Annotated in this window: 24 protein-coding genes and 1 pseudogene; 9 read left to right on the top strand and 16 right to left on the bottom strand. The window is 29.4% G+C overall.

Features of this window, described 5'->3' with window-relative positions; genetic code table 11:
• Window positions 1-507: 507 nt before the first annotated feature.
• From AC3IPI_RS03790 to AC3IPI_RS03760, 7 genes are all read right to left on the bottom strand, one after another.
• Window positions 508-783 (bottom strand): hypothetical protein, encoded by a 276-nt coding sequence (locus tag AC3IPI_RS03790; protein ID WP_489157226.1) that lies wholly within the window; start codon window positions 781-783, stop codon window positions 508-510.
• Window positions 784-803: 20 nt separating this feature from the next.
• Window positions 804-1,100: a response regulator gene (locus tag AC3IPI_RS03785; protein ID WP_489157224.1), complete on the bottom strand. Its 297-nt coding sequence runs from the start codon at window positions 1,098-1,100 to the stop codon at window positions 804-806.
• 120 nt (window positions 1,101-1,220) lie between these two features.
• The gene (locus tag AC3IPI_RS03780; RefSeq protein WP_489157222.1) at window positions 1,221-1,550 is read right to left on the bottom strand and encodes a sensor histidine kinase; all 330 of its coding nucleotides are present in this window, start codon (window positions 1,548-1,550) and stop codon (window positions 1,221-1,223) included.
• 60 nt (window positions 1,551-1,610) lie between these two features.
• Window positions 1,611-1,820 (bottom strand): histidine kinase dimerization/phospho-acceptor domain-containing protein, encoded by a 210-nt coding sequence (locus AC3IPI_RS03775; protein ID WP_489159213.1) that lies wholly within the window; start codon window positions 1,818-1,820, stop codon window positions 1,611-1,613.
• Between the two features lie 51 nt (window positions 1,821-1,871).
• Window positions 1,872-2,318, bottom strand: coding sequence for a hypothetical protein (locus AC3IPI_RS03770; RefSeq protein WP_489157220.1), 447 nt, complete (start codon window positions 2,316-2,318; stop codon window positions 1,872-1,874).
• Window positions 2,319-3,228: 910 nt separating this feature from the next.
• Entirely contained in the window at window positions 3,229-4,113 is an 885-nt protein-coding gene (locus tag AC3IPI_RS03765; protein ID WP_489157218.1) for a hypothetical protein, read from the bottom strand.
• Between the two features lie 675 nt (window positions 4,114-4,788).
• Window positions 4,789-5,154, bottom strand: a complete 366-nt coding sequence (locus tag AC3IPI_RS03760) for a hypothetical protein (RefSeq protein WP_489157216.1) — start codon at window positions 5,152-5,154, stop codon at window positions 4,789-4,791.
• A gap of 571 nt (window positions 5,155-5,725) precedes the next feature.
• On the opposite strand from AC3IPI_RS03760, the gene AC3IPI_RS03755 reads away from it, so the two are divergent.
• From AC3IPI_RS03755 to AC3IPI_RS03745, 3 genes are all read left to right on the top strand, one after another.
• Complete coding sequence (locus tag AC3IPI_RS03755) at window positions 5,726-5,878, top strand: hypothetical protein (protein WP_489157214.1); 153 nt, start codon at window positions 5,726-5,728, stop codon at window positions 5,876-5,878.
• A 50-nt stretch (window positions 5,879-5,928) separates the two neighbouring features.
• A complete protein-coding gene (locus AC3IPI_RS03750; protein ID WP_489157212.1) occupies window positions 5,929-6,075 on the top strand; it encodes a hypothetical protein in 147 nt (48 codons plus the stop codon).
• Window positions 6,076-7,052: 977 nt separating this feature from the next.
• On the top strand, window positions 7,053-7,457 hold the full coding sequence (locus AC3IPI_RS03745; protein ID WP_489157210.1) for a septal ring lytic transglycosylase RlpA family protein: 405 nt from the start codon (window positions 7,053-7,055) through the stop codon (window positions 7,455-7,457).
• Between the two features lie 2,420 nt (window positions 7,458-9,877).
• Here AC3IPI_RS03745 and AC3IPI_RS03740 read toward each other — a convergent pair.
• The 3 genes from AC3IPI_RS03740 to AC3IPI_RS03730 all read right to left on the bottom strand — a co-directional run bounded on the left by AC3IPI_RS03740 (window position 9,878) and on the right by AC3IPI_RS03730 (window position 12,203).
• Complete coding sequence (locus AC3IPI_RS03740; protein WP_489157208.1) at window positions 9,878-10,195, bottom strand: DUF6922 domain-containing protein; 318 nt, start codon at window positions 10,193-10,195, stop codon at window positions 9,878-9,880.
• Between the two features lie 1,567 nt (window positions 10,196-11,762).
• Entirely contained in the window at window positions 11,763-12,062 is a 300-nt protein-coding gene (locus AC3IPI_RS03735) for a M12 family metallo-peptidase (RefSeq protein ID WP_489157206.1), read from the bottom strand.
• Between the two features lie 9 nt (window positions 12,063-12,071).
• Window positions 12,072-12,203, bottom strand: a complete 132-nt coding sequence (locus tag AC3IPI_RS03730) for a hypothetical protein (protein WP_489157204.1) — start codon at window positions 12,201-12,203, stop codon at window positions 12,072-12,074.
• 648 nt (window positions 12,204-12,851) lie between these two features.
• Between AC3IPI_RS03730 and AC3IPI_RS03725 the strand changes: the two genes are divergently transcribed.
• From AC3IPI_RS03725 to AC3IPI_RS03705, 5 genes are all read left to right on the top strand, one after another.
• Window positions 12,852-13,040: a Fic/DOC family N-terminal domain-containing protein gene (locus AC3IPI_RS03725; protein ID WP_489157202.1), complete on the top strand. Its 189-nt coding sequence runs from the start codon at window positions 12,852-12,854 to the stop codon at window positions 13,038-13,040.
• 36 nt (window positions 13,041-13,076) lie between these two features.
• Complete coding sequence (locus tag AC3IPI_RS03720; protein ID WP_489157200.1) at window positions 13,077-13,232, top strand: hypothetical protein; 156 nt, start codon at window positions 13,077-13,079, stop codon at window positions 13,230-13,232.
• Between the two features lie 548 nt (window positions 13,233-13,780).
• Window positions 13,781-14,047 (top strand): hypothetical protein, encoded by a 267-nt coding sequence (locus tag AC3IPI_RS03715; RefSeq protein ID WP_489157198.1) that lies wholly within the window; start codon window positions 13,781-13,783, stop codon window positions 14,045-14,047.
• Between the two features lie 223 nt (window positions 14,048-14,270).
• Window positions 14,271-14,816 carry a hypothetical protein gene (locus AC3IPI_RS03710; protein WP_489157196.1) on the top strand — a complete coding sequence of 182 codons (546 nt, stop codon included), beginning with the start codon at window positions 14,271-14,273 and terminating at the stop codon, window positions 14,814-14,816.
• Window positions 14,817-15,513: 697 nt separating this feature from the next.
• On the top strand, window positions 15,514-15,717 hold the full coding sequence (locus AC3IPI_RS03705; protein WP_489157194.1) for a helix-turn-helix domain-containing protein: 204 nt from the start codon (window positions 15,514-15,516) through the stop codon (window positions 15,715-15,717).
• Window positions 15,718-16,447: 730 nt separating this feature from the next.
• Here AC3IPI_RS03705 and AC3IPI_RS03700 read toward each other — a convergent pair.
• The 5 genes from AC3IPI_RS03700 to AC3IPI_RS03680 form a co-directional block, all read right to left on the bottom strand.
• Window positions 16,448-16,684, bottom strand: a complete 237-nt coding sequence (locus AC3IPI_RS03700; RefSeq protein WP_489157192.1) for a hypothetical protein — start codon at window positions 16,682-16,684, stop codon at window positions 16,448-16,450.
• 462 nt (window positions 16,685-17,146) lie between these two features.
• Window positions 17,147-17,341 (bottom strand): hypothetical protein, encoded by a 195-nt coding sequence (locus tag AC3IPI_RS03695; protein ID WP_489157190.1) that lies wholly within the window; start codon window positions 17,339-17,341, stop codon window positions 17,147-17,149.
• A 26-nt stretch (window positions 17,342-17,367) separates the two neighbouring features.
• Window positions 17,368-17,841, bottom strand: coding sequence for a hypothetical protein (locus AC3IPI_RS03690; protein ID WP_489157188.1), 474 nt, complete (start codon window positions 17,839-17,841; stop codon window positions 17,368-17,370).
• A 192-nt stretch (window positions 17,842-18,033) separates the two neighbouring features.
• Window positions 18,034-18,213 (bottom strand): relaxase/mobilization nuclease domain-containing protein, encoded by a 180-nt coding sequence (locus AC3IPI_RS03685; protein ID WP_489157187.1) that lies wholly within the window; start codon window positions 18,211-18,213, stop codon window positions 18,034-18,036.
• 66 nt (window positions 18,214-18,279) lie between these two features.
• Window positions 18,280-18,726 carry a plasmid mobilization protein gene (locus AC3IPI_RS03680; RefSeq protein ID WP_489157186.1) on the bottom strand — a complete coding sequence of 149 codons (447 nt, stop codon included), beginning with the start codon at window positions 18,724-18,726 and terminating at the stop codon, window positions 18,280-18,282.
• A 399-nt stretch (window positions 18,727-19,125) separates the two neighbouring features.
• Here AC3IPI_RS03680 and AC3IPI_RS03675 point away from each other — a divergent pair.
• Window positions 19,126-19,740, top strand: a pseudogene (locus AC3IPI_RS03675) (ATPase).
• Window positions 19,741-20,346: 606 nt separating this feature from the next.
• On the opposite strand, the gene AC3IPI_RS03670 reads toward AC3IPI_RS03675, so the two are convergent.
• A complete protein-coding gene (locus AC3IPI_RS03670) occupies window positions 20,347-22,638 on the bottom strand; it encodes an NADP-dependent malic enzyme (protein ID WP_489157183.1) in 2,292 nt (763 codons plus the stop codon).
• Between the last annotated feature and the right edge of the window lie 66 nt (window positions 22,639-22,704).

Raw genomic sequence — 22,704 nt, 5'->3', positions numbered from 1 at the left:
GTCAACGGATGTACTCTTTCTCATTGTAAGAGTAAGCACAAACGCCTACACCAGTACTACCTATAACATAAGTGTAGATAGATTTTCTAATATCATTTTTGCGATATAAAATCAGAGTAATCCAGAGACAGAAAAGTTTCCTGTGCATAAAACAACGATATAATTGATGTTTTTTTAGTGTTTTTTTTAATTCATAAGCATTTATTTTTTATTGAAATAATTTTTTAGTCATTAATAATTTATTTTGTTGCCACATTTTTTTCATTAGGCATTACAAAGATATCTTGAATAAAATCAATGCTTTATAGTACAAAAAACGGTTTAGAGTAGAATGATTTCTACAAAAAATAAATAGGAATATTTATTCATAAAAAAACAGAGACATAGATCTCTGTTTCCTAATATAAATAAAGTAAATTTTCAGATCATCATTAAGAAGAAATATCTGTTTATTGCCAATTATTCATCATAATAAAGCTGAAAAATTTAATAAAATCAACTAAATTATCAATTTTTAATTTTCAAAAATTCTGCTTTTATAAGTACTAATCGTCGTTTTTTTAAATTTAATAATTCCAGTATTTCCAGATTTCCGTATCCTTTGATTAGTAATTGTGACATTTCAGTTTCCTCATTCGACAATAGCTCTAATGCGTTGCTAGATTTTTTTGAAATATAAGAATCTAAAATTTTATCTTTTATATTGTGAGTCATATATTTTCCAGACGAAATCATTGCATTAATTGCATTTTTTATTTCATCCTCTGTGGTTTGTTTATTCAAATATCTGGATGCACCCGCAATTAAGTTCTCATGACATAAATATTTTCATCATAAGCAGAAAACATCAAAATTTTAAGATTAGGCTGAATTGCTTTAATTTCTGCCAAAACATTTATACTGTTACTATCTGAAAAATTCACAACCAGAATTAGTAAATTAAATTTAACTTCTTTCAATAATTTAAAGGCGTCTTTAAAATTTCCTGCCATATAAATTGACCCATTCGAAAATAGTTCTTTTATAATCAAAGAACCTCCTTGTCGGGCCACGCTATGGTCGTCAATAATTAAATAATTAAAACTATTTGATGATTTCATTACTATTTAAACAAATTTACTTTTTTGAGCTATTTTGGAGTTCTATACTGTTTTTAATAAGGTTTAAAATCAGATTAAATGTAATCTTAGTACCTTTCCCTTTTTACTCTCAATATTAATTTAACAGTCAAATAACTCCACAATTTCTTTACAAATATTTAGCCCTAAACCAACACCCAAATCATTGATGTTTTCTGACATTTCTCCCTGACAATAGAGGTCAAATATATTTTTTGAATCATTTTCATCAATTCTAATTCCGTTATCCTGGATTTCCAGTTTTAAATTTAATTGGTTTCCGATCATTCTTTCGTAAACGATAGAAACCGATATCAATCCATCTTTCGTAAACTTATTGGCATTACCAATGATATTGTAAAAAAGTTGATGAATTTTTGCCATATCGGAGTCTACTTCAATATATGAAAACAAAATAAAATTAATTTTCATTTCGTTACCTTTACCCTATACCAATGAACCTATTGAAGAAACAATTTGATTTAGTTCACTTTAATTCAAATTTTTATTTTTTAATGTAAGTGAACGATTTTCATCTTTTGAATATTCCAAAATTTGACTCGACAAAAGCAATCGCGAATTTGTTGTAAATTGAATTGATTTGAAAGCTTCTTTTATTTCAGGATCTTTTATCGATGAACTTATCATTTTGCTGTAAATAGAAATTATGCTAAGTGATGATCTGATTTCATGACTTAGCATACCCATAATTATGTTTTTAAAATTCAGACTTTGTCTAATTTGATTTGGGTATTAAATAACCTTTTTTCGTATCCAAATGCCATTTTTTGTAAAACTAAAAACTATAAGTGATATAATAAGCATCAATATAATTAAGATTGCAATTGTATTAGTTTTCGTTGTTTTATTCTTGTAATATCGATCCTGCAATTCTGTTTGCACATTATTCTGCAGTTTGCTTAATGATTTGTTATAATCAGGTATAATCAAAAATTCTAAATCTAACAGTCTATCATTAAGTTCGGTCAATTTCAAATCTTGTTTTTGTAAACTGGTAAATAATTTATTTAAAATTTTAAATTGATTTTCATAAAATTCATTAGTAATATTAAATACATTTTTCATCTGCTCTTCAATACTTCCTGAAATTATTTTATCATTATATTTTATTATTATAGTAGTATGTAATTGTTCTCTCCGAACTTCCATCTTTCTTGATAATGCATCTCCTAATCTCAAAAAATAGTCTCTTTTTAATGCGCCGTCTATCTTAATATAGGATTCCTTTTTTATGGTATCAAAACGTTATTGAATTCAAATTTATTAAACTTAAATACCGTTAAATCATCAAATTTATGTGTTTTAATATTGCTCTCTAAAGTAAAATCTATTTATATTTTAAAGTTGAAATATTAGATTCTGACTTGTGTTTTTCTTTCAGAATCTTTATAAATTCTTTATTATTATTATTATTATTATTATTATTATTATTGGAAATAAAACTTGAACTATCAAGTAGATATCTTATTTCATTTATCGTAGTGCTATATTTTGCCAACGAAGTCTGATATTTATTGATTTTCCTGTAAATTTTGAAATTTTATTTAATGACTTCAAGGAATCTGCTGCCTTAGATATTTCAATTTCATTTGCAGATTTATTATGCCAAATAATCATTGTGATCATTTGCAACACTATAACGCATACTAATATGATGTAATGAATTATTTTGCGATGCTTGAATTTTAGCTTTAATAAACTAAATACATGATTCATAAAATGCTTTCTGCTTAAGATTTTATATTTTGAAATGACAAAATAATGAGTTGAGATCAAGAACAATTAAATCATTAAATTGATTTGCTTGAGGATTATAAATGATATACTCCTGTTTAAAATCAGACTAACTACAACAATGACGACATACTCATTTAAAGGTCTTTTTTAAACGATTGATTTTTTTTAGATCTGACTTTTTTAGAAAACAGTTTTGAGGTACTTAAAAAAAAATCCTGCAAGATAATCTTACAGGATTTGTGAGTATTTAAGTATTAGCGAATATCTTTCTTCTAAGATTTTTTGATGCTGTTTTTGGCGAACAATAATAACAAAATCTAAAACCTTAAAAAAGCATCCTCTTTTTTAAAGTCTAGTAGTATGTTGGTCCACTATTGCCATTATCTGATTGAGAAGTCCATAAAGTTCTGCCATTTTTGCTATATAATACTAAATTCTGATCATTTTGCATAGTTAAATAGGCACCAGGATTTCCATTAGTATTAGTAGCCCAAACTGCTTTATTATTACTATCATAGGCAACTAAATTTCCGTCAGTTTGCATTTTAAGAACTTTAATAATCCCTTTTGCACGCTTTTCCCATGATAGTAAGGAACCACCTTTATCCCCCCCCGTAATTATTTGTAAAGTGTTATCTAAGATTCTAAGATAATGTTTTTTATCAGGAGAGGAAAGTCGGTTATTTACATCTATTTGCTCATTTGCTAATAAAGTTACTGATTTAGTCGATCTGTCAACACCATATTTTGAAGACCACAAAGGTATTCCGTATTTATAAATTACCAAATTCCCATCATCTTGCATAGTTAAATAGGCTCCAGGATTACGGTCAGTGCCAGTAGCCCAAACTGCTCTATTATTACTATCATACGCAACTAAATTCCCATCATCTTGCATTTTAAGAAATGTAAACCTATTCTTTGTAATGTTTTCCCATTCTAATAATTGACCCTTACCTGAAAAAGTTTTTATGATTTGCATAACCCCACCATTACTACTATGATAAGAAGCCTTAAAAAAGAACTGGTTATTAGGAGATCGGAGCTCGTCATCTAATTGTAATACTGCTCCAGGATATAACGCTCGTTTATATGTTACTGTCTTTCCCGTTAAATTCGATGTTGGCTGGGATTGTTCATTTGGAGTTAAAGTATTAGCTTGTGTTGTCGGAGTTTCCTGATCATTTGAGCAAGAAGCCAAAACAAGCATAAATAAGGGGAATAATGTTTTTTTCATAAAAATATATTAATAATTTAATTTATTTAACAAGCTCATCTTGTTAATTAAGTGCGAAATTATATTATATTTAACTGTGCGATAACAGAGTAAGCCATAAAAATATAAGAATATATCTTTTGTGAATGGCGGTTGTAATTTAGTGAAAAGCTAGCCGGATAAGAATTTTGGCAGGTAAATTTTCAATTTTCATTTACGGATGAAAACTAGAATTCTTTTATTATAGCAAAAACAAAATTTAAACTTCAATTTCTTCACCGCATATGTTTAATGTATGGTATTAGGTATAACTAACCAAATGTAATTAAGTTAATAACTCAAATACATATATACCTCACGTTTTTATCAAAAAATCAACCCTATTTCGAGTTGGATTTTTGCATTTTATCTCGTTTTTATACTCTTTAACAGCTTTAAAGTGAGTTTTTTATAAAATTTTTAAAAAACTAAATTCAATTTTTAAACAATGTTGTTGTATTTGTCATAATTCTAACTCAAAAAGTTATGATGGTTATAAAATACGACTTTGTAATTCTACTGCAATTTTCGGACTACCGTATAGCTCTTTGTATTCGTAAAATATGGAAATTATTTCTTCTTTTAATATCTGAGTTCGACGTTGCATTGGAGAAAGCACCTGATTATTCCATTTCTTATATGAGAGATGAGATAACCCTAAAACGTTACATATTTTTGTAATTGCCTGCTAATCAGAATGGTTTTTAATGAAATGATAAACAGCAAACTCTCCTCTAGAAGTATATTTACTTGCATTTTTAAAAATTTTAAGTTTTGCGTTTTTAAGCTCCTTTTTAAGTTTTCTTTTTTGCTAACAAAATCTTTTTGTCCATTGTTTAATCTTGTGAAGCCACGACCACAAAAACTTGCTTCTCCAAATTCGAGAAGTTCTTGTCTCCATCGAATCATAAGCGACGTCGATATTCTAAGTTCTCTCATACCTTTGTTGCAACCTATTTCAAATCCTAATTGGTCTGCTTTCTCTTTAAAGTCACAATCGTAAATTCTATTACCCTTTTTCATTTCCTAAAGTTCAGGTTTTATTAAGTGAATTTAAGAAATAATGACGTAGATGTATAAAATAATAAAAGATAATGAAATATTTAGTGTTTCATTATCTTTATATTAATAACTTCCTTGTTTATATCTAAAAAATTAAAGTAGTATATTGGGTATATCATTATCATAAAAACTATTGGCAACAGTTACTAGAACTGATTTGAGTAATCAGCTTAATGGAAAGTTGGTTTTGTATTTGAATGGTTTGGCAAATCCGTAAAATAAGCTTAATTTAATACAAAAACCCGCTGTAATAGTAGGACGTTAGACATCAGGTAAAAGAAAAAAACGATGAAAAAAATTGATAAAATAGCATTATAAAAGTTAAAATTGGTCAAATTTTAAGCACAAAATCGAAAGGTAAAACAAATATTATATTCCAGGAGGCAAAAGAGAAAAGAATGAAACTATCCAATATACTTTAATCAGAGAAATTCTAGAAGAATAAAGTGTTGAAATAATAAATGGAATTATTGAATATGTTGGAACGTTTAAAGCACAATCAGACGAAGCTATTGAAGGAGTAATTGTAAAAATGACTTGTTATAAAGCTAATTACATTGGAGAACCGAAAGAGAATAATGAAATAGAAGAAATTAAATGGTTAAATTATATAGATTTAGATATAATATCAGAAGTTGATAAAATTATATTGAAAGATCTGAAAGAGAACGGATTATTAATCTGAACGAAAATAGACTGAAAAATTGTAGTAAAAATGTGGAGCTAACTTAAAAAATGACCAAACGTCTAACACTTACTACTAATGATTTGACAAATCCAAATAAGGGACTTAATTTAACCTCAAATCAGTTCCCAAAGTTTTCCTATGCTGAGGCAAGTATTCCGCTCGTGAACGCAACGGAGATTTACAAAGAGCGTTAAAACAAAAAAAGCTCCAGATTTCTCTGAAGCTTTGTCTTAGTAGTCCCGCCCGAACAAATGGCGAGCTTTTTTGCGGACGATTTAGAGCGTTTATTGAATATTTCTGTAAACACAGTATTAATAAAAGAAATGTTTCTTAGTTGAAATATAAAAGTAATTTTTAAATTTAAGAAAATTGGGCATCAATACAATGACCGCATTAATTGGTGAAGTTGATTTAGAATTACAATATTAACTTTTTGATGACTTTTGTTGGGTGAAATATAAGCTTTTGGGAAGATGTAAATTTTCTGGAAAATTATGCCTTCAAATGTTTTTTGTATTTCGCGAAAAAATTGGTTTTATGTTTATAAGTTTATATGGCATCTTCTCATTAACATGTATTTTTTGGTCTTTGGATATTAGAAAAGCGAGAGTTTACCTTGTGTGATTTATAAAAAAGGTAAAACAAATATTTGATTGTGTACTGTTTGAAGAAGGAGAGCATTTATCAGAAAATGTTCAATTCGATTTATTTCAATTAAATTAGAAATCCCGAAAATAGTAAATTAAAAAGAGTATAAATCACAAGATTCTATTTTAGATAATCGACTAAAAGAAACATTATTTTCGTAATTATGCGAACTTCTTGGTACAAAATCCAAACTTATGGTTGAATATTTCGAGTTTTTAACCTAACTCATAGAGGTTTGAAAATCAAAGTATTTGGTTTCTTAAGACTTATGAAATAAAATTTAGCTAATAAAACTATAGATTTATACTCATATTTTTCTCAGCACTGTTGAGAGTTTTTTAAAGCATAATTAGTTAAAATATATTAAGATCAAAGAGTTGAAACTGTTGGTTATGTTTATAAACATGAAAACATTACAGACTCAATGTAAAATAATAAATCATGGTTTTTTCTTATGTAAATATGGCTTTTTAAAGATATAAGTATTATTGTAATTTCTTTTTTTTTGCGGTAAATTTTAAAAATGAAAAAAATATTTATAGGTACAGTTTTTCTTTTTTCTCTTTCAGTTGCCGCCCAACAATGTGGGGATTCCGTAGAGCAAAACACAGAAATTAAAAATCTTAAATTGTACAGAGAAAATGCTCATGCCTCTTATTACCATGATAAATTTAATGGAAGAAAAACGGCAAGCGGACAAAAATTTAACAATAGTAAATTGACTGCAGCTCATAAAAAATTTCCATTTGGCACAAAACTCAAAATAACAAACGAAAAAAACGGAAAATCCGTAATTGTAGTAGTTAATGATAGAGGTCCATTTGTGAATGGGAGAGAAATTGATCTGAGTAAAAAAGCATTTATGAGTATTACATCTAACAAAAGCGGTGGCGTCGTTTTTGTGAAAATAGAAATCATTGGGAAATAGATAAGTTTTTTTTTATATAGATGATATTTTTTAAGTGAAAAATACAATTAAAGTAAACTAACGATTATTGAAAACTATTTCTTGCAAGGCGTTTGAGTTGTTAATTACCTTAGCAACTTCTTGTTTTCTTAGATCATTAAAATAGCTAGTTCCTGTGATCAATAGAAGTTTTTTGGAATGATTTGTTTTTTGTTAAAATAGTAGTATAAAGTAAAATTGCTTGCATAAATCCACCACCGTTTATAAGATGAAGAGTATGTTTCCCATACCGTAAGTTGTCTTTGTTTGCGACCAAATATTTATAATCATTTTTACCATCATAAGCATCTTTAACGGTATCATCTACTCTTAATAAACCAGTATTTTTATAAATCCCAAGACTGAGATGACATTTTTGCGCATTTCATTATGATATTCTATAAAATTAGAATTTGTATAAGATAGAGGGAATATTTCCAGGTAAATGTAAACTGCAACATCTGGACTTTTTTTTATGTATTTTTCAACAATCATTTTGACATTCGCTTTATAATTTCAATTTTTTGGAGGTTTAGGATGTGTAATTTTTTTTTCAATTTTAGCATCATTTTTAGTAGAAGTATATTTATTGCAGGAAGGAAATAAAATTGCTCCAGTGCTAAAAATTAAAATATATATTTTCATTTATGCTTATTAAAAAAGAACTTTCGAATATTTTGTTTTAAAATATTTGTAGATATCTTTCAACTGATTTAAAAAAAGATCTATATGGGTTTTAAAAACAGTATTGTAAGACATTTTTTCTATTCAATAGACAAATAAAAGTGTGTTCTTTTTTAATGAGAAGAGGGTTTTTTATAATAAAAAAAGCTCTGATAGCGAGTAAGGAAAAATGATACTGAAGTAGTGCTTTTTTTCTAGTAAAACTTATTATCGTACAAATTTTTAAAAAATCGTGGCAAATTTTGAACTGGTATAATCAATTAGCATAAGGGTTTGTTATTCAATCAAAAATATCGAAAAATGTATCGAACTAAAACATATATAATCAATACTTTGCTGGCTTTTTAATTTTCTTGTGAACTCCTTGGTACAAATTCGAATCTTTTGCTTGAAGATTTACTGCTTTTTGCGAGTTGATAGAGGTTAAAAAATAAAAGTATTTGATTTTCAAAGTTAAATGAATTAAATGCAAATCTCTTAATTAAATACTCACACCAGTGGTGCGAGTCAATCGTTATTCAGGTTATACTTTTTATTATCATATCCATTAATTGACTAATCAATTTGCTTCATTTTTCAAGAAGTATAGTTCTTGTCAGATTTCATTTTTTTTTCGATTTTTTCACGAATGTCGAATATGGTGAAACCAACTTTTTAATGAATACACAGACTTTCTGTGTTTTTAGGAAATATATCAGTCAGGAAAGTCAATATGCTTTCAGCTTCAATCAAATGTATACTAGATCTGCTTAAAACAGCAAAATTTGCTCTGAACGGCATTGAAGTGAGTATGGAGAGTAATATAAATACGGAAAGATATGTTGGTAGCCTGCTTAAAATAATTGAAATGCTGATCCCATTGGAAGAAGCAGAACTACTATACAGGCTTTAACAAATACACTTATATGAAAGCAAAACAAAGTTTAAAATTAACTTGTTTCCATTTATAATTTTAATAAAACGCCGACTTCGGAGGCGTTTTCCAGCTCCCGGCAGGGCAAGTAGTTTTGTGGCACTAATCTAATTTCGAGTGCCTCAAAACACAACTTGCTGTTTTCTCTCGAAAACATTATTAAGAATAGTTTTAATTGAAAAGGGCTGATGCCCTTTTTTTATTTATCATGTATTTCTGTTTTATAATTAATTTTAAAATCAGCCTTGTTAAGGTTGAAAAATAAGATTGTTAGCAGTTCTGATTTCAATCCTCTTCAGTAAATCTGAAAGACTTAAGTGCAGTTTTTTTTTAAATTTTATTTACTTATGTAAACAAGGTTAAAAGTATAGACAGATTTACAGTTATAAATAATCCTGTGAGCAAATGTATTTGTAGAAATGTATTTATGTAGATATGCATTTACAGCTTTACTCTTTTACATATCTACGCTTTTAGGTAATGATATAAATGCTCCTGTATGTAAGTATGTAAATAAGCTTTCAGTTAAAGCCATAAATACTTATATAAAACCATACATATGTTTCCAAAAGAAAACAGAAAAACTGGAAAAAAGAAAAAGAAAGCAATTTCAAAGGACGGGATGCAGTCAGGCCAAAAGGAATCGGAATAAGTCCCGAGGGGTGGCTTGTGAGTATGCGAGCAAGGCATTATGCCGAAGTCTTTTGGCCAGACTGAATCAACCCGTCATACCTTTGTTTTCTTTTTTACTTCTTTTGGTAAAAATAAAGTAAAAAGAATCTTGCGTTTAAGTTAGTAAGCTGAACTAAATCCAGTGATAGGGTTTATCCTTGCGGTTGAGGTAGCAGTACATTTCTTCCTTTTTAAGTTCGGGAAAGAATTTTAAAGCAATGTCAATGGTATAATTGGGAAGGAAATAGATTTCATCACGAACAGCCTTGATCACTTTTTCATGTCCATAAAAACACACGATTTCATCTATTTCTTTCTGACCTCCAAGCTCTATGACACGGGCAATAATAGTTTTGTAGGCTTTCTCAAAGTCCATGACATCTATATCGAAGTCCCAAAAAAAGACCCGATCCAGATTAGGAACGCTATTGTTTTTTTTAACTCTTGCCATATAGTAAAAATATGATTTTTAATCTTGTTATTCAAACTTTTACCTTCTAAATCCACGTCTTTTATTGGGTGGAGGGATTTTATTTTTTGGCTCGGAAAAATCAAAAGAAGGATTGAAAATTGCCTTTTTTAGACGTTAGGTCATTTTGTTCCAATTGGTTTCTTTTCCTTTTCAGAAGTTTGACTTTTTCTTCTCTGTCAATATTTTCGTGATGCAGTAATGAATGTGTAACCAGTGGAGGATTTCCATCGTATTTATTTCTGTAGGCATCTAAATAGGTTTTAAGTGGATGATGTTCCAAAATAAAATACGTATCCACAAAATCTTTTATCTTTGTGCCGTTTTGAAATATAGCATGAAGGGGTATACTTATTTTAAAAAGAATCCTCTTTGTCCAGTCATACCCCCACGAAACAATTTCCAAAGTAAAGATGCTCCCATATTAGCAAGTGTAGCATTAATAAATAAATCCTATTGTTAGAGTGCTACGGTTTTGTATAAAACTACCTCAGCATCTGCAAAAAGTTGTTGTCCTTGATTGGCTGTGGTTATTACATCATTATCAAAAAGATTGACCTGCAGTCCTGCTGACCCAAAACGATAAGACTATGGTTCATCAATACAATTTATATGTAGGGACTACTTGGAATTGGTAACACTGAAAAATAATTTAAGACTGAATCTCTGACAAGCGATTACTATAAGGCTTAAAATTATACTAATTCATCATCTACCACATTAAGATAAAAATTAGCACTATTACTAAACTTTCAAGGTTTCTTTTTAAATTTTTAATTAAAAAAGAAGGCTAGTTCTATTAGAAACTGACCTTCAGCAAATGTGGTATTTATCAATCATACCTATACCTAAAAAAAAAGTTTCTCATATAAAATAATCCGAAACTAGTTTTTTAATAGAATTTTATTTAATCAACATAAATTGATATTTATGTTAATTAAATCCGTTAAATTGGCTACTAAACTTCTTTTACCTATAAAAAATATCACTTTTTAATTCTTCTTTTTACTTAGAGCCCAAAAGTATCTTTAGATTAAAAAACCAAATTACTTCTCATTTTTGCAATATTTGAAGCATCTAAGTGAGGTAATTTTGAAGAAGCGTATTCATAAACTGCATCGTTAGAATTAGCAACTTACTTGAATACGTATCACAAAAAAATATCAATTTATCTAACTGATAATCAAAACTTACAACTTTACCCATTGCTAAGACATAATCTGTAAAAGCGTTAATATTCAGGAGATTGATATTGAGATACATGAACAGAATAAAATAAGTTTCCGTAATAAGTAGGTACTGCGTATAAAGAAAATACAAGACTAAAATAACCTTTTGTAAAATTACTTTTTATATTATGGTTTATTAATTTAAAGCAAAGTTAGTCTTAACACAATTAATAGATTGTAGAACAACTAACTAAATTTATAGAAGTTTAACTACAAAAAATAGATCAAAACAAAAAAAGCATTAGTAAACTTTTGTTTACTAATGCTTGAAAATAAATATCACTATCTTTTATTAGATGATTATATCGGAATTTTTTAATTTAATCCTTAAGTGAAGCTTTAATTTTTGTAGCATTAAAATGACAAAATTTTGAAGAAGCAGTCTTATGCATTACATCCTTTGAATTATCAACATGCTTTGCTCCTAAATTATGTCCAGCCTCATGAGCAAAAACATTATCAGAATTATCACATGCTATAAATGTTGAATAAGAACTCGATGAATAACTCCCTATATACGCGAGCCCCAAGGTACCACTCTTCCAACCACCTTCGTATAATGCACATCTTGCAACTTTCCCTGATACATTACTAGGATACTTGCTACAAAAAACTCTCAATTTATCTAACTAAGTACCAGAATCTGAAACTTTAATAATTGCACCGAAATAATCCGTAAGAGCATAAGTACTTCTTGGTTCAGGTATTACATATTGAGATATATTAATATCATCATATAAAGTCTGTGCATCTTGATTCACATTAAATAATGAAAAAATTAATCCGTGGTACCCTTTTGAAAAGTTATAACTACCCTCCCTAAAAATAATTTCAATATTATAAATATTAGAACCAGATATTGACCTTTGTTTATGTAACTTTTTATAGGTATTAGACAGTAGATCTGACGAACATGTATCTTTACCTTCAGCCGATTCTCTCTTTTTAGACGGCTGTGAGGTAAAAGAAGAGAGATTAAATAACCCTCTGGTTTCTGTAAAGCCGTTTCTCAGAAGATTCCACAAAAGGCTATAGCCCAACTGTGCTAATGCACCGTTTATGAACAAATCCTGTTTTTCCCATGCCTCTGCAAGGGAGCAGCTCGGAGCGTCATCCGTGTCAGATAGTAGAGGAGTTTTCGGTATTCTTTGGTTACAAAAGGAAGATTTCCAACAAAGATATATTTTTGGGATTCATACTGTACGATCAGGATAGGCTTTAGGGGTACTCTTGTAATTTAGTTAACGAGTAATAAATTAAAAATAAGTGAGATTTAATTAAAGTTAATAATTGTAGAGGTAAAAATTATTTAAATGTGTGTTTATTGTTAGATTACTCAAATTAAATTTTAGTGAGAAAGATTTATTTTCAATATAATTCTGTGAAAAACAATTATTACATCTTCACTATTGAATCGGGATGTTGAAAATAAAGCTATTCTAAAAAAATGCTTAAGCCATCAAGAATTAGTAGAATTAAAAGGAGCGGTCAATGCAATTCCTGATGAAAGGATCTTGATAAATACCTTGTCGTTACAAGAAACAAAAGATAGTTCAGCAATTGAAAATATCGTAATTACTGATGATGAGCTTTATTAAAGTAATTTTTTATCATATGATTTCAAAATTTTAGTAGTGAAAGAAGTATATAGTTATACTAAAACTTTACAATTTGGTTTTGAAAAAGTAAAGCATCATGGACTTTTGGATAAACATAAATTATGTAGAGATGTTTATTATATAAATACTTCGTTGTATTTATTACTGAGTAATGCTAATAAAAAAAAATAAAATTAATATATATATAAAACATTATATTTATATGTATAGAAAATGAGATTATATATATATTAATAGATGTATATATAAATATGGAGATTTCTATAATAAGTAAGTTATTGAAATTTTAAATAAATGTGAGGGTTTGGATCTTAAATATCACGAATCTTATTTATCAATTGAGTTTTAAACGCCATATTATTTTGGCTGATTTATGTTTAAGTCTAAAGGCTCTTGAAACTCAATTTTAATTGTTCTTTTATCCATATTTTTTTCAAATGTAGATAAAATAATTAAGTAAGTTTATTTCTTCTTTTCAATTCTTATGACCTGGATTTCTCCACACTCATCAAATGTTGCTGCAATGAGAATATATGCGGATGTATAGGGCAACCGACAGAACCAGTTGTATGTTCAGAAAAGTGTTATCACGAATTAATAAATGAGTACAAATAGAAATCGTAGCAAAATCTATACTTGAGTTAGCTTATTTCACAGGCTTGAGATAAAAAAAAATTATGAGTGTATCAAAAATAAATGAAGAAAAAATTTTTATCTGAATGTCGGAAGTTCATTCAGCTGAATTAGAACATCAAGAATTTAAAAATAAAAAAGAGACATTAGCAAAATTCGGAAAAGGAGAAACAATCTTTCAATCAGTTTATAATTACGAATTCCTGATTACGGAAGGATTCAAAGAAAATGCCAACAATACTTTTGAATGTATTCGTAAGTGCGTAGAAATCGCAGAGGATTATCTATACATAAAAAAGCCTAACACCAAAGAGAATAGATTTCACTTAATATTAACTAAAGAGAAAAAATAGAAGAATTTTAGCTCTTATCCATAAATAAAATTTGAAAATTCATTTACAATAACTGCTATCCTGCTAGCTTTCTCCTAATAATTACAACCGTCACTCGCAAAAGATATATTCTTATACTTTTACGGCTTATTTTAGATTACACTATAGTTTAATACGATGTATTTTTGCTCTTAGTTAGTAAGAATAGGCTTGCTGATAAATTTAAAAAAATTTTTAAAAAAACATGAAAAAAGTATTATTATCATTTATGTTTATGATTGTTTTGGCTTCTTGCTCAAATGATAATCAGGAAACTCCAACAAATCAAGCTTCAAATGAAATTCAAAGAATAGAAGGCAAAACCTTCGACCCAAATGAAATTACAAAAATTGATCAACCTGAGCCAAAATCGAATTTAACAAGTAAGCATTACCCTGGATATAGAGGAGCAGCACTATACTCTGGTTCAGTATTATATGAAGGTAACTATCTTGAATCTTCTAATACGAAATACAATTTTAAGGTTGGGTGGGGATCTTGGACAATTGCGAGAGTAACCATTAATACTGCAGCCTTAATTTGGAATACCCAAAAATTGTATAATGGGGTGGGGTATACTATCATGCAATCCGATGGAAATTTAGTAGTATATGCAAATGGCAGAGCAGTTGCGGCTACTTTCACTAACGGTAATCCTGGGGCTTATTTAGTGATGCAAGATGATGGAAATTTGGTAATATATACCCGAAATGGTAGACCTATATGGGCTACTGGTACAAATGGCAGATAATGCATAAGATAGCAGACTGTAAAAAAGAATATGTTTTTTTATGTTAGAGTTTTAGGTTTTGTTATTATTGTTCACTAAAAATAGCATCAAAAAATCTTAGAAAAAGATATTAAATACATGTAAATCCCGTGAGATAATTCTCTCGGGATTTTTTTATTTTTTAGAATTTATTTTAATAGGTTAAGATTTAGATAAAGGAGAAATATTCACAAATAACCCGTAATAAGAAGAATTCAATCCTTGTGAAATTTTTGTGGAGATTTACTTAGTCATTTCGCAATTGCTCGAGTCTTAATCGTCAGAAATGGATATAAAATGATATAATGTTTAATTAGAAATAATGACAAGGTCAAATCGAATTTTTAAGTTAGATAATGGTCATATCATTATCTTAAATTATAGCGAGACTGACACAGATAAATCTGTAAACTAAACCACTTTCTTCCCAAAGTGTTTTTTTGTTTATGGTTTTTCGAGTTGAGATTTTTTATTGGTACATTTGATTAAGAATTTATGAAATAATAGTATGCTTACCAATAAAGAAATAATCAAAATAGAAAGGATATTTTCTCTAATCCAACCGAGTACTTTAAGATCAATACTAATTTTCAATTCCAAAGACGAGTTTAAGCAGTTTGTAATATTTCATAGATTTAAAAGAATATATCTTTGCATATAGTAAAAAGTCAGACTGGTAATGAATTCCATAGATCTTAAAATATTTGAATTAATAGACTTGCTAATTAATACTGGTAGGATTGAATATGTCAAAGAATTTGGAGAGGAAATTGGTGTTTTAAAACAAAACATCATGAGAATAAAACAAGGTAAAGCTCATTTCACAGCGGAGCATATTAAAGCTATTTGTAAAGTTTATAATGTTAATACTAATTGGATATGAAAAAAGAATTTGGATATTTTAAAAATCCCGTCATTTCGCAAAACAAATAGAAAAGAGGATAAAATTCAACTCATAAAACCACTGAAAAATGTTCAAGATATAAAATGGAATCTTAGCATACGGCTCATTAATAGATAGCCCGGAATAGAAATTGAACCATTAATTATCAAAAGGATAAACTGTAAAATACTATTCGAAGTTGAATTCGCGCGTACCAGTAGATCAAGAAGAGGTGCGCCAACATTAATTCCTTATGAAAAAGGTTACTTTCACTAAATCTCTAATAATTCCAAACATATATTATCTAATATCTGTTTTTTCTAAATCTGATGCAATTATTAAAGGCTTTAACTTTTTATGATATACCATATTACATACGAGACCAATTGATTTAGAAATATTATTGTTATCATAATATACTTTATTCTATTCAACGAATGACTTTAATTTATATTTGAAAATATCTTCATGGCCTATTATTTCCCAACTTGGATAATCTTGTAAAAAAAAATCTAAGAAACTAGCTCCAAATTGTAAATTAGTATTATTTTCATCGCCTTCTTATTTCAAAATTATCTGGTAAGCTATAAACATATTTATTGTAGAATAGGCCCTTAAAGTTTTTATATGAAGCTTGATTAAATCATTCTATATGAAACTAAATTCAAACTTCCAACCATCTCATTTATAAATACTCTTTCTTTCCAATTTTTATTTCTAAATATAGATTTTAATGCTTTTTCAGACATTTTTTTTGCAAAATATATCCAATATGCTGAATACCAATTGTATCTATTATTTCTTGATCTATTAAAGACGCATCATTGTTACATTTAAAACAAGAAGGAATTTTTAATAAGTTCTTCTTAAATTCACTTGGATGTGTTTTATAAAGATTTTTTGCGGGAATATGTTCTTCGTGATTTTCTTTTTTCGAAAGAGGAATGTTGCAATTATAACAATTCATTTTTTTGTTGTTAGCAGAATTCTTATAATTGTTGAAGCTGGTGTCTTTGTATATGATTTTGTAAACAGATAATTGAAAAAATAAGCCAATTTCATTAAACACAATCTTGGCAAATATCTGTTTTTTGCGATTTTTTATTATATGTTAATTTTTAAATATTCAATAATATAGTTATAATGGTATTACTTCATTCCATTTTTGAACATTTCAGCAATTTCATATATTTCCCTAATAGGAATGTAATAATCACTAAAATTAGTTCTATAACTTTTAACTTTGAACATTCCCATTAAATGAGAGTTAGAAATTAAACATAATCTTGTAATTATATCAATAATCTCCAGCTATTAAATAGCTAGAAATCAATAAATTTTTATTTATTTGTAAAATAAAAAGGTGATATTTATTTTAGCTAATATTGCAAAAACTTTAAAAATTGTATTTCAAAAGTTAAATGAGGAATTAATCAGAACTTTTCATTTTCTTAATTAGATATCCAATGCTTTCACCAGTAAGAGTGTTTTTTTGATATTGCAGGTCATCAATAAGTAATTCTTTAGGTGGGAGTTTTTCAAAAATCTGATTTCTTTTTTCTTCACCAGCAACCTTTAATCCACATCGTTCTTGTATAGCTTTTGCACTGTATTGTTTACCCAAACTACTACCGTTAAAAACATTTTTTGTTACATGGTCAATATAGGTAATACCATAAAGCAAGCCTTCTGAATTCTTTCTAAAAACGGTATCAATGCCTTCCTTTTCCAATTGTCTTGCCAGTGTTCAGTTATTGGTATTACTTTTTCTCTTAACAGAGCCATATTAATAGCATTTCTTACTCTTGATTTATCGTGCATACTTTTAGCTTTGTTACTCTTAAATTTCTCTTCTAAGAATTTTAAAGTTGGTTTAGTATAAAAACTACTCGCTTTAATTGGAACACCAATTGGTTTATCTTTTGCGTTCAATATATTACACACCAATCCTCTAGCTAAAAATATTTTTGAATTCTCACTACCAAGGTCAGCCGTTACATTGTATTGTTTAAGGACTGTATTAAGTTCAGCAAGGCTATTATATTTATAATTATTCACAACCGCATTGAGAACATTGAATATGGTTTTTTTAAATTCAATCCTTCCATATTGTACCCTACCCATTGAAATAGCCTCTAAACTAAATTCTTCTTTCTTTTTTCGTCCCTCTGCCTTGACCTGTCCAAAGAGTTCTTCAATTTCCTTTCTTACAGGTTCTGATTTTCTAATGCCTAAATGATGCAGGTCAATTCGCTTGCCATCCTTTTCGATGTTTATTGAAACTATGTTCAGAGGCTCATGTCTCGCATCGTTGTGTTAGTACACCAAATAAGGTTGCTCTCCGAAACCTATTTTCTCCATATAGGTATCTGCAATAGCAATTAGTTTTTCTTGAGAATGTTTCTCCGATGGGTCAAAATTCAAGGAAATATGTACAGCGTTACGTTTTGCATTTTCGTTTAATTCCGCTCTTTTTATAAAGCGATTGAGCTTCATGATATCGATTATTTTTTCGACATCAGAAGGATATTGCTGCTGAGTTATATTCCGCTATACCCGCCTTTACTTTGTTTTCATTGTAGTAGAAAACACTACGGATGGAGTGACTTGTTTATATGATTGCAACCATTTGTCCGTAATTTTGCAAGTGTGGCTTTCAATCTGGTCTATCTTATTATTTATAGTTCTTCTATCAATTTCAAAACTGATAATCCATACTTTGAACTCAGGAATTTGTTGCAGTGTATGAAGCCTTTTAACCGCTTGGTTTAAATTGTTTCCTATGGCATTTAATTGCTTGCGAAGTTGCACTGTTTCTTCTATAAAATTATCTAAGGATTGGTTTCTGTAGTTTGTTGTTATCGATTTATCTAATAGATGGCTACGGAGGAAGTCACTTAACTTTCGACAAGTACTGCTTTTCCATTTTTGCTCTATTTTTGTATATTCTTCTGGTGTCAGGCGCAGTGCAATTCTGCGTGTTCTGTTTGAATTTTCTCTTTCCATCATCTTTCATTTTTATTGTTTCAAACTCTTGATTATTTTAGTGTCTCCACCACTGAGTTTCGAGGTAATAGGAGGCAAGATGAACGGCTGTCCAACAACCGTTCATCTTGCCGTTAGCTTTGACGCTAACTTAAACCTTCCCCAGAGTCTTTAATTTTTTTAGATTCTTGAAGTTTTGTTTTCAATTAAAATAGTTCGTTTTAACATAAGATTGATTTGAAATTACTAATGACTGTTGGTTACACTCAGGTATGTAAAGTTCGATTTTAAAGTAATGTTGCTTTTATTGTTTTCCATAATTGACAAATATATTAAAGTGACTGTTTTTGCCCGAATATTTGAAGAGTAAACTAAAAGTATAAATAATGTACGCTAAAAGCGTAATTTATTATCTTTGTAATAATGAATAAAAATCTTTATATAATTGCAGGCTGTAATGGTGCAGGTAAAGCTACTGCTTCGTTTACAATTCTTCCTGAAATACTAAATTGTTAGGAGTTTGTAAATGCTGATGAAATAGCCAAAGGGCTCTCGCCATTTCAACCAGAAAAGGTATCTTTTGAAGCTGGTAGAATAATGCTTCACAGAATAAATGAGTTGTTAGTAAATAATGAAGATTTTGCATTTGAAACAACTTTGGCAACAAAAAGTTATAAATCAAAAGTTACTTTTGCTCAGGAAAAAGGCTATAAAGTTATGCTATTGTTCTTTTGGTTACAAGATGTTGATCTTGCAATTGAAAGAGTAAAAACTAGAGTTCGGGAGGGAGGACATAATATTGAGACGGATGTTATTAGACGACGATATGAAAATGGAATTACAAATTTATTTAATATATATTTGCCAATAGTTGATGAGGCATTGATTTTTGATAATACAGCTGTAAAGGCGGAATTAATTGCACAGAAAATATTAGGTTACGATATTGAAATTAAAAATAAAATTAAGTTCGATAAACTCAAAAACAGAGAAACATGGAAAGTCACAAAACAACAGCGACTCAGAAGAAAATTATAGACGCAATGGACAAAGTTTATGAAAATTTAATTGAGTTTAAAAAGAGAAAAAACAGTGATCTAGTTGTTATGGAAAATGGGAAGATTGTAAGAATAAAACCTACTTCACTATAGGTTATTAGTTCATTATAAACTTAAAGCTCTCAGATATGAGGTTTTTTTTATTGGTGTAAGCAAAAAAATATTAGGAAAATAATTAAACCAAATTTCCTTTCGTACTATAGAAAATGTTGCTGGACGTGCTTTATATTGAATTTTTGCAAGGAGGGGATTTTATATAAGAAGGTTTACAGGATCCTGTAAGTTTTTAATAAAAGGAATTTGGGATAATGGAATTTATGCAACGGGACATAATTCGGTTTAACAAATTCCAAATAAAGATGGATGGTATATTGCATATCATAGATTTTCATATACAACCAGAATAAAAATGAGATGTGTTCAAGGTTTTATCGTGAAGTTTATATTGATAAATTAGAACTTAATACTGATGGAACTATTAAATAAGTAACGCCAACTCACTTGGGAACCAATGCTATAAATTTGTTTTATAGAGAATACAAAAAAGCTGTTTCTTAACTGAAACAGCTTTTTTTAATGATTATGATTAGTGTTTAATTTTGAAACTTTCTTTTTCCCGCTCCTGAGCATCAATTACTGCTACAGCTGCCATATTTATAATTTCATTGACACTCGCTCCCAATTGGAGAATATGAGCAGATTTGCTAAGTCCCATAACTATTGGACCAATAGAATCTGCTTTATTGAGTTCCTTCAATAATTTATTAGTAATATTAGCTGACGCCAAATTAGGAAAAATCAAGGTGTTCACTTTTTTACCTGCCAATCTTGAAAACGGAAATTTGCTTTGCAGTAATTCTGGATTTAGGGCAAAATCGGCTTGTATATCTCCATCTACCAATAAATCAGGCTTTTTTGAATGCAAAATTTCTACCGCTTCTTTTACTTTTGATGCATGAGAATGTACCGAAGAACCAAAATTTGAATACGATAACATTGCCATAACAGGGTCAAAACCTAAGTTTGTAGCAATATTGGCAGTCATTTGGGCAATATCCGCCAATTCTTCGGCAGTGGGGTCAATATTAATTGCAGTATCTGCTAAAAACAGTGGGCCCCTTTCAGTAGTCAAAATATTAACCGAAGCAACTTTTTTTACATTCGGTGCCTTTCCGATAACTTCAAATATCGGTTTAATTACATTAGGATACGCTCTTGAATACCCAGAAATCATTCCATCTGCATCGCCAACATGAACCATCATCGCGCCAAAATAATTGCGCTCTCTTATTTTTTTTTGAGCAATGAAAAGGGTTACACCATTTCTTTTTCTGTTATTCCAAAATATTTCTGCATATTGATTTCTTACCTCTTTGGACTCTTCACCATGAGTGTCAATGATTCGAATATCTGCATCAAATTCAATTTCTTTTTTTAACTCTGATATTGTTTCTTTGTCACCCAATAATATGGGTACAGCTATACCTTCATCATAAACAAATTGAGCTGCTTTCAATACATCTAAATGGTCGGCTTCGGCAAAAACAATTTTTTTAGGATTCATTTTGGCTCTATTGTGCAGCATTCGGACTACCTTATTATCGTTGCCCGAACGTTGTAGCAATTCTTCCTTATATTTTTCCCAATCCTCAATAGGCATTTTGGCAACACCACTTTCCATGGCTGCTTTGGCAACCGCTGGAGGTATCGACGAAATAAGTCTTGGATCAAAAGGTTTTGGAATAATATAATCTTTACCAAAAGTAAGTCTAGTTTCCCCATAAGCGATATTCACTTGTTCTGGAACAGATTCTCTGGTCAAATCTGCTAATGCCTTAACCGCTGCCATTTTCATTTCCTCATTGATTTTCGTTGCTCTTACATCTAAAGCTCCTCTAAAAATGAATGGGAATCCCAAAACGTTATTTACCTGATTAGGATGATCTGAACGACCTGTAGCCATAATAATGTCTTTGCGGGTTTTGATAGCTAGGTCATAAGCGATTTCTGGATCTGGATTTGCCATTGCAAAAACAATAGGATTATTTGCCATTAAAAGTAGCATGGCTGGATTAACAATATCGGCAATAGAAAGTCCAATAAAGACATCAGCATCTACCATTGCTTCTTCAAGGGTGTCAATTTTTCTGTCGGTAGCAAATTCCAATTTTTCGCATGACAGATTTTCTCTATCCGAACGAATTACTCCTTTACTGTCAAGCATTACTATGTTATTGCCATTGGCACCAAAAGCTTTGTATAATTTAGTACAAGAAACAGCCGCAGCTCCAGCGCCACTGACAACAATACGAACTTCCCCAATTTTTTTCTTTGTTATTTCCAACGCGTTCAGTAAAGCTGCTGCCGAAATAATGGCAGTTCCATGCTGGTCATCATGCATAACAGGAATATCTAGTTCTTCTTTTAAGCGTCTTTCAATTTCAAAAGCTTCCGGTGCTTTGATGTCTTCTAAATTAATCCCTCCAAAAGTAGGAGACATTATTTTTACAGTTTCAATGAATTTATCCACATCTTTAGTGTCCAATTCAATATCAATACTATCGATATCCGCAAAAATTTTGAATAGTAAACTTTTTCCTTCCATTACTGGCTTTGATGCCTCCGGGCCAATGTCTCCTAATCCTAAAACGGCTGTACCATTAGTAATTACCGCTACGAGATTTCCTTTTGAAGTATATTTATATACGTTATCCTTGTTTTTTTCAATTTCTAAGCAAGGTTCTGCTACTCCTGGAGAATAAGCAAGTCCCAAATCACGTTGGGTAGCATAAGGTTTTGTAGGCACTATTTTTATCTTTCCAGGCTGTGGTTTGGCATGATAAATCAAAGCCTCCCTTCTTAATTTTTCTTTACTCATAATTGATAAAATTTAATTTCTAATGACTATTTAACCATCACATTTTCGATAATCATAGCGTAGTCA

The organism is Flavobacterium sp. GL_143 (assembly GCF_057834355.1).
Note: the sequence above shows the minus strand (reverse complement) of the source record. Positions and strands in the feature narration are given on the sequence as shown.

Excerpts from the sequence above, each read along its gene's own strand:
- AC3IPI_RS03760 (WP_489157216.1), bottom strand. The coding sequence starts at position 5,154 with ATGAAAAAGGGTAATAGAATTTACGATTGTGACTTTAAAGAGAAAGCA.
- AC3IPI_RS03690 (WP_489157188.1), bottom strand. The coding sequence starts at position 17,841 with ATGGGTAGGGTACAATATGGAAGGATTGAATTTAAAAAAACCATATTC.
- AC3IPI_RS03705 (WP_489157194.1), top strand. The coding sequence starts at position 15,514 with ATGAATTCCATAGATCTTAAAATATTTGAATTAATAGACTTGCTAATT.
- AC3IPI_RS03775 (WP_489159213.1), bottom strand. The coding sequence starts at position 1,820 with ATGCTAAGTCATGAAATCAGATCATCACTTAGCATAATTTCTATTTAC.
- AC3IPI_RS03750 (WP_489157212.1), top strand. The coding sequence starts at position 5,929 with ATGACCAAACGTCTAACACTTACTACTAATGATTTGACAAATCCAAAT.
- AC3IPI_RS03785 (WP_489157224.1), bottom strand. The coding sequence starts at position 1,100 with ATGAAATCATCAAATAGTTTTAATTATTTAATTATTGACGACCATAGC.
- AC3IPI_RS03780 (WP_489157222.1), bottom strand. The coding sequence starts at position 1,550 with ATGAAAATTAATTTTATTTTGTTTTCATATATTGAAGTAGACTCCGAT.
- AC3IPI_RS03710 (WP_489157196.1), top strand. The coding sequence starts at position 14,271 with ATGAAAAAAGTATTATTATCATTTATGTTTATGATTGTTTTGGCTTCT.
- AC3IPI_RS03715 (WP_489157198.1), top strand. The coding sequence starts at position 13,781 with ATGTCGGAAGTTCATTCAGCTGAATTAGAACATCAAGAATTTAAAAAT.
- AC3IPI_RS03755 (WP_489157214.1), top strand. The coding sequence starts at position 5,726 with ATGACTTGTTATAAAGCTAATTACATTGGAGAACCGAAAGAGAATAAT.
- AC3IPI_RS03700 (WP_489157192.1), bottom strand. The coding sequence starts at position 16,684 with ATGAATTGTTATAATTGCAACATTCCTCTTTCGAAAAAAGAAAATCAC.
- AC3IPI_RS03680 (WP_489157186.1), bottom strand. The coding sequence starts at position 18,726 with ATGATGGAAAGAGAAAATTCAAACAGAACACGCAGAATTGCACTGCGC.
- AC3IPI_RS03740 (WP_489157208.1), bottom strand. The coding sequence starts at position 10,195 with ATGGCAAGAGTTAAAAAAAACAATAGCGTTCCTAATCTGGATCGGGTC.
- AC3IPI_RS03685 (WP_489157187.1), bottom strand. The coding sequence starts at position 18,213 with ATGAAGCTCAATCGCTTTATAAAAAGAGCGGAATTAAACGAAAATGCA.
- AC3IPI_RS03765 (WP_489157218.1), bottom strand. The coding sequence starts at position 4,113 with ATGAAAAAAACATTATTCCCCTTATTTATGCTTGTTTTGGCTTCTTGC.
- AC3IPI_RS03745 (WP_489157210.1), top strand. The coding sequence starts at position 7,053 with ATGAAAAAAATATTTATAGGTACAGTTTTTCTTTTTTCTCTTTCAGTT.
- AC3IPI_RS03670 (WP_489157183.1), bottom strand. The coding sequence starts at position 22,638 with ATGAGTAAAGAAAAATTAAGAAGGGAGGCTTTGATTTATCATGCCAAA.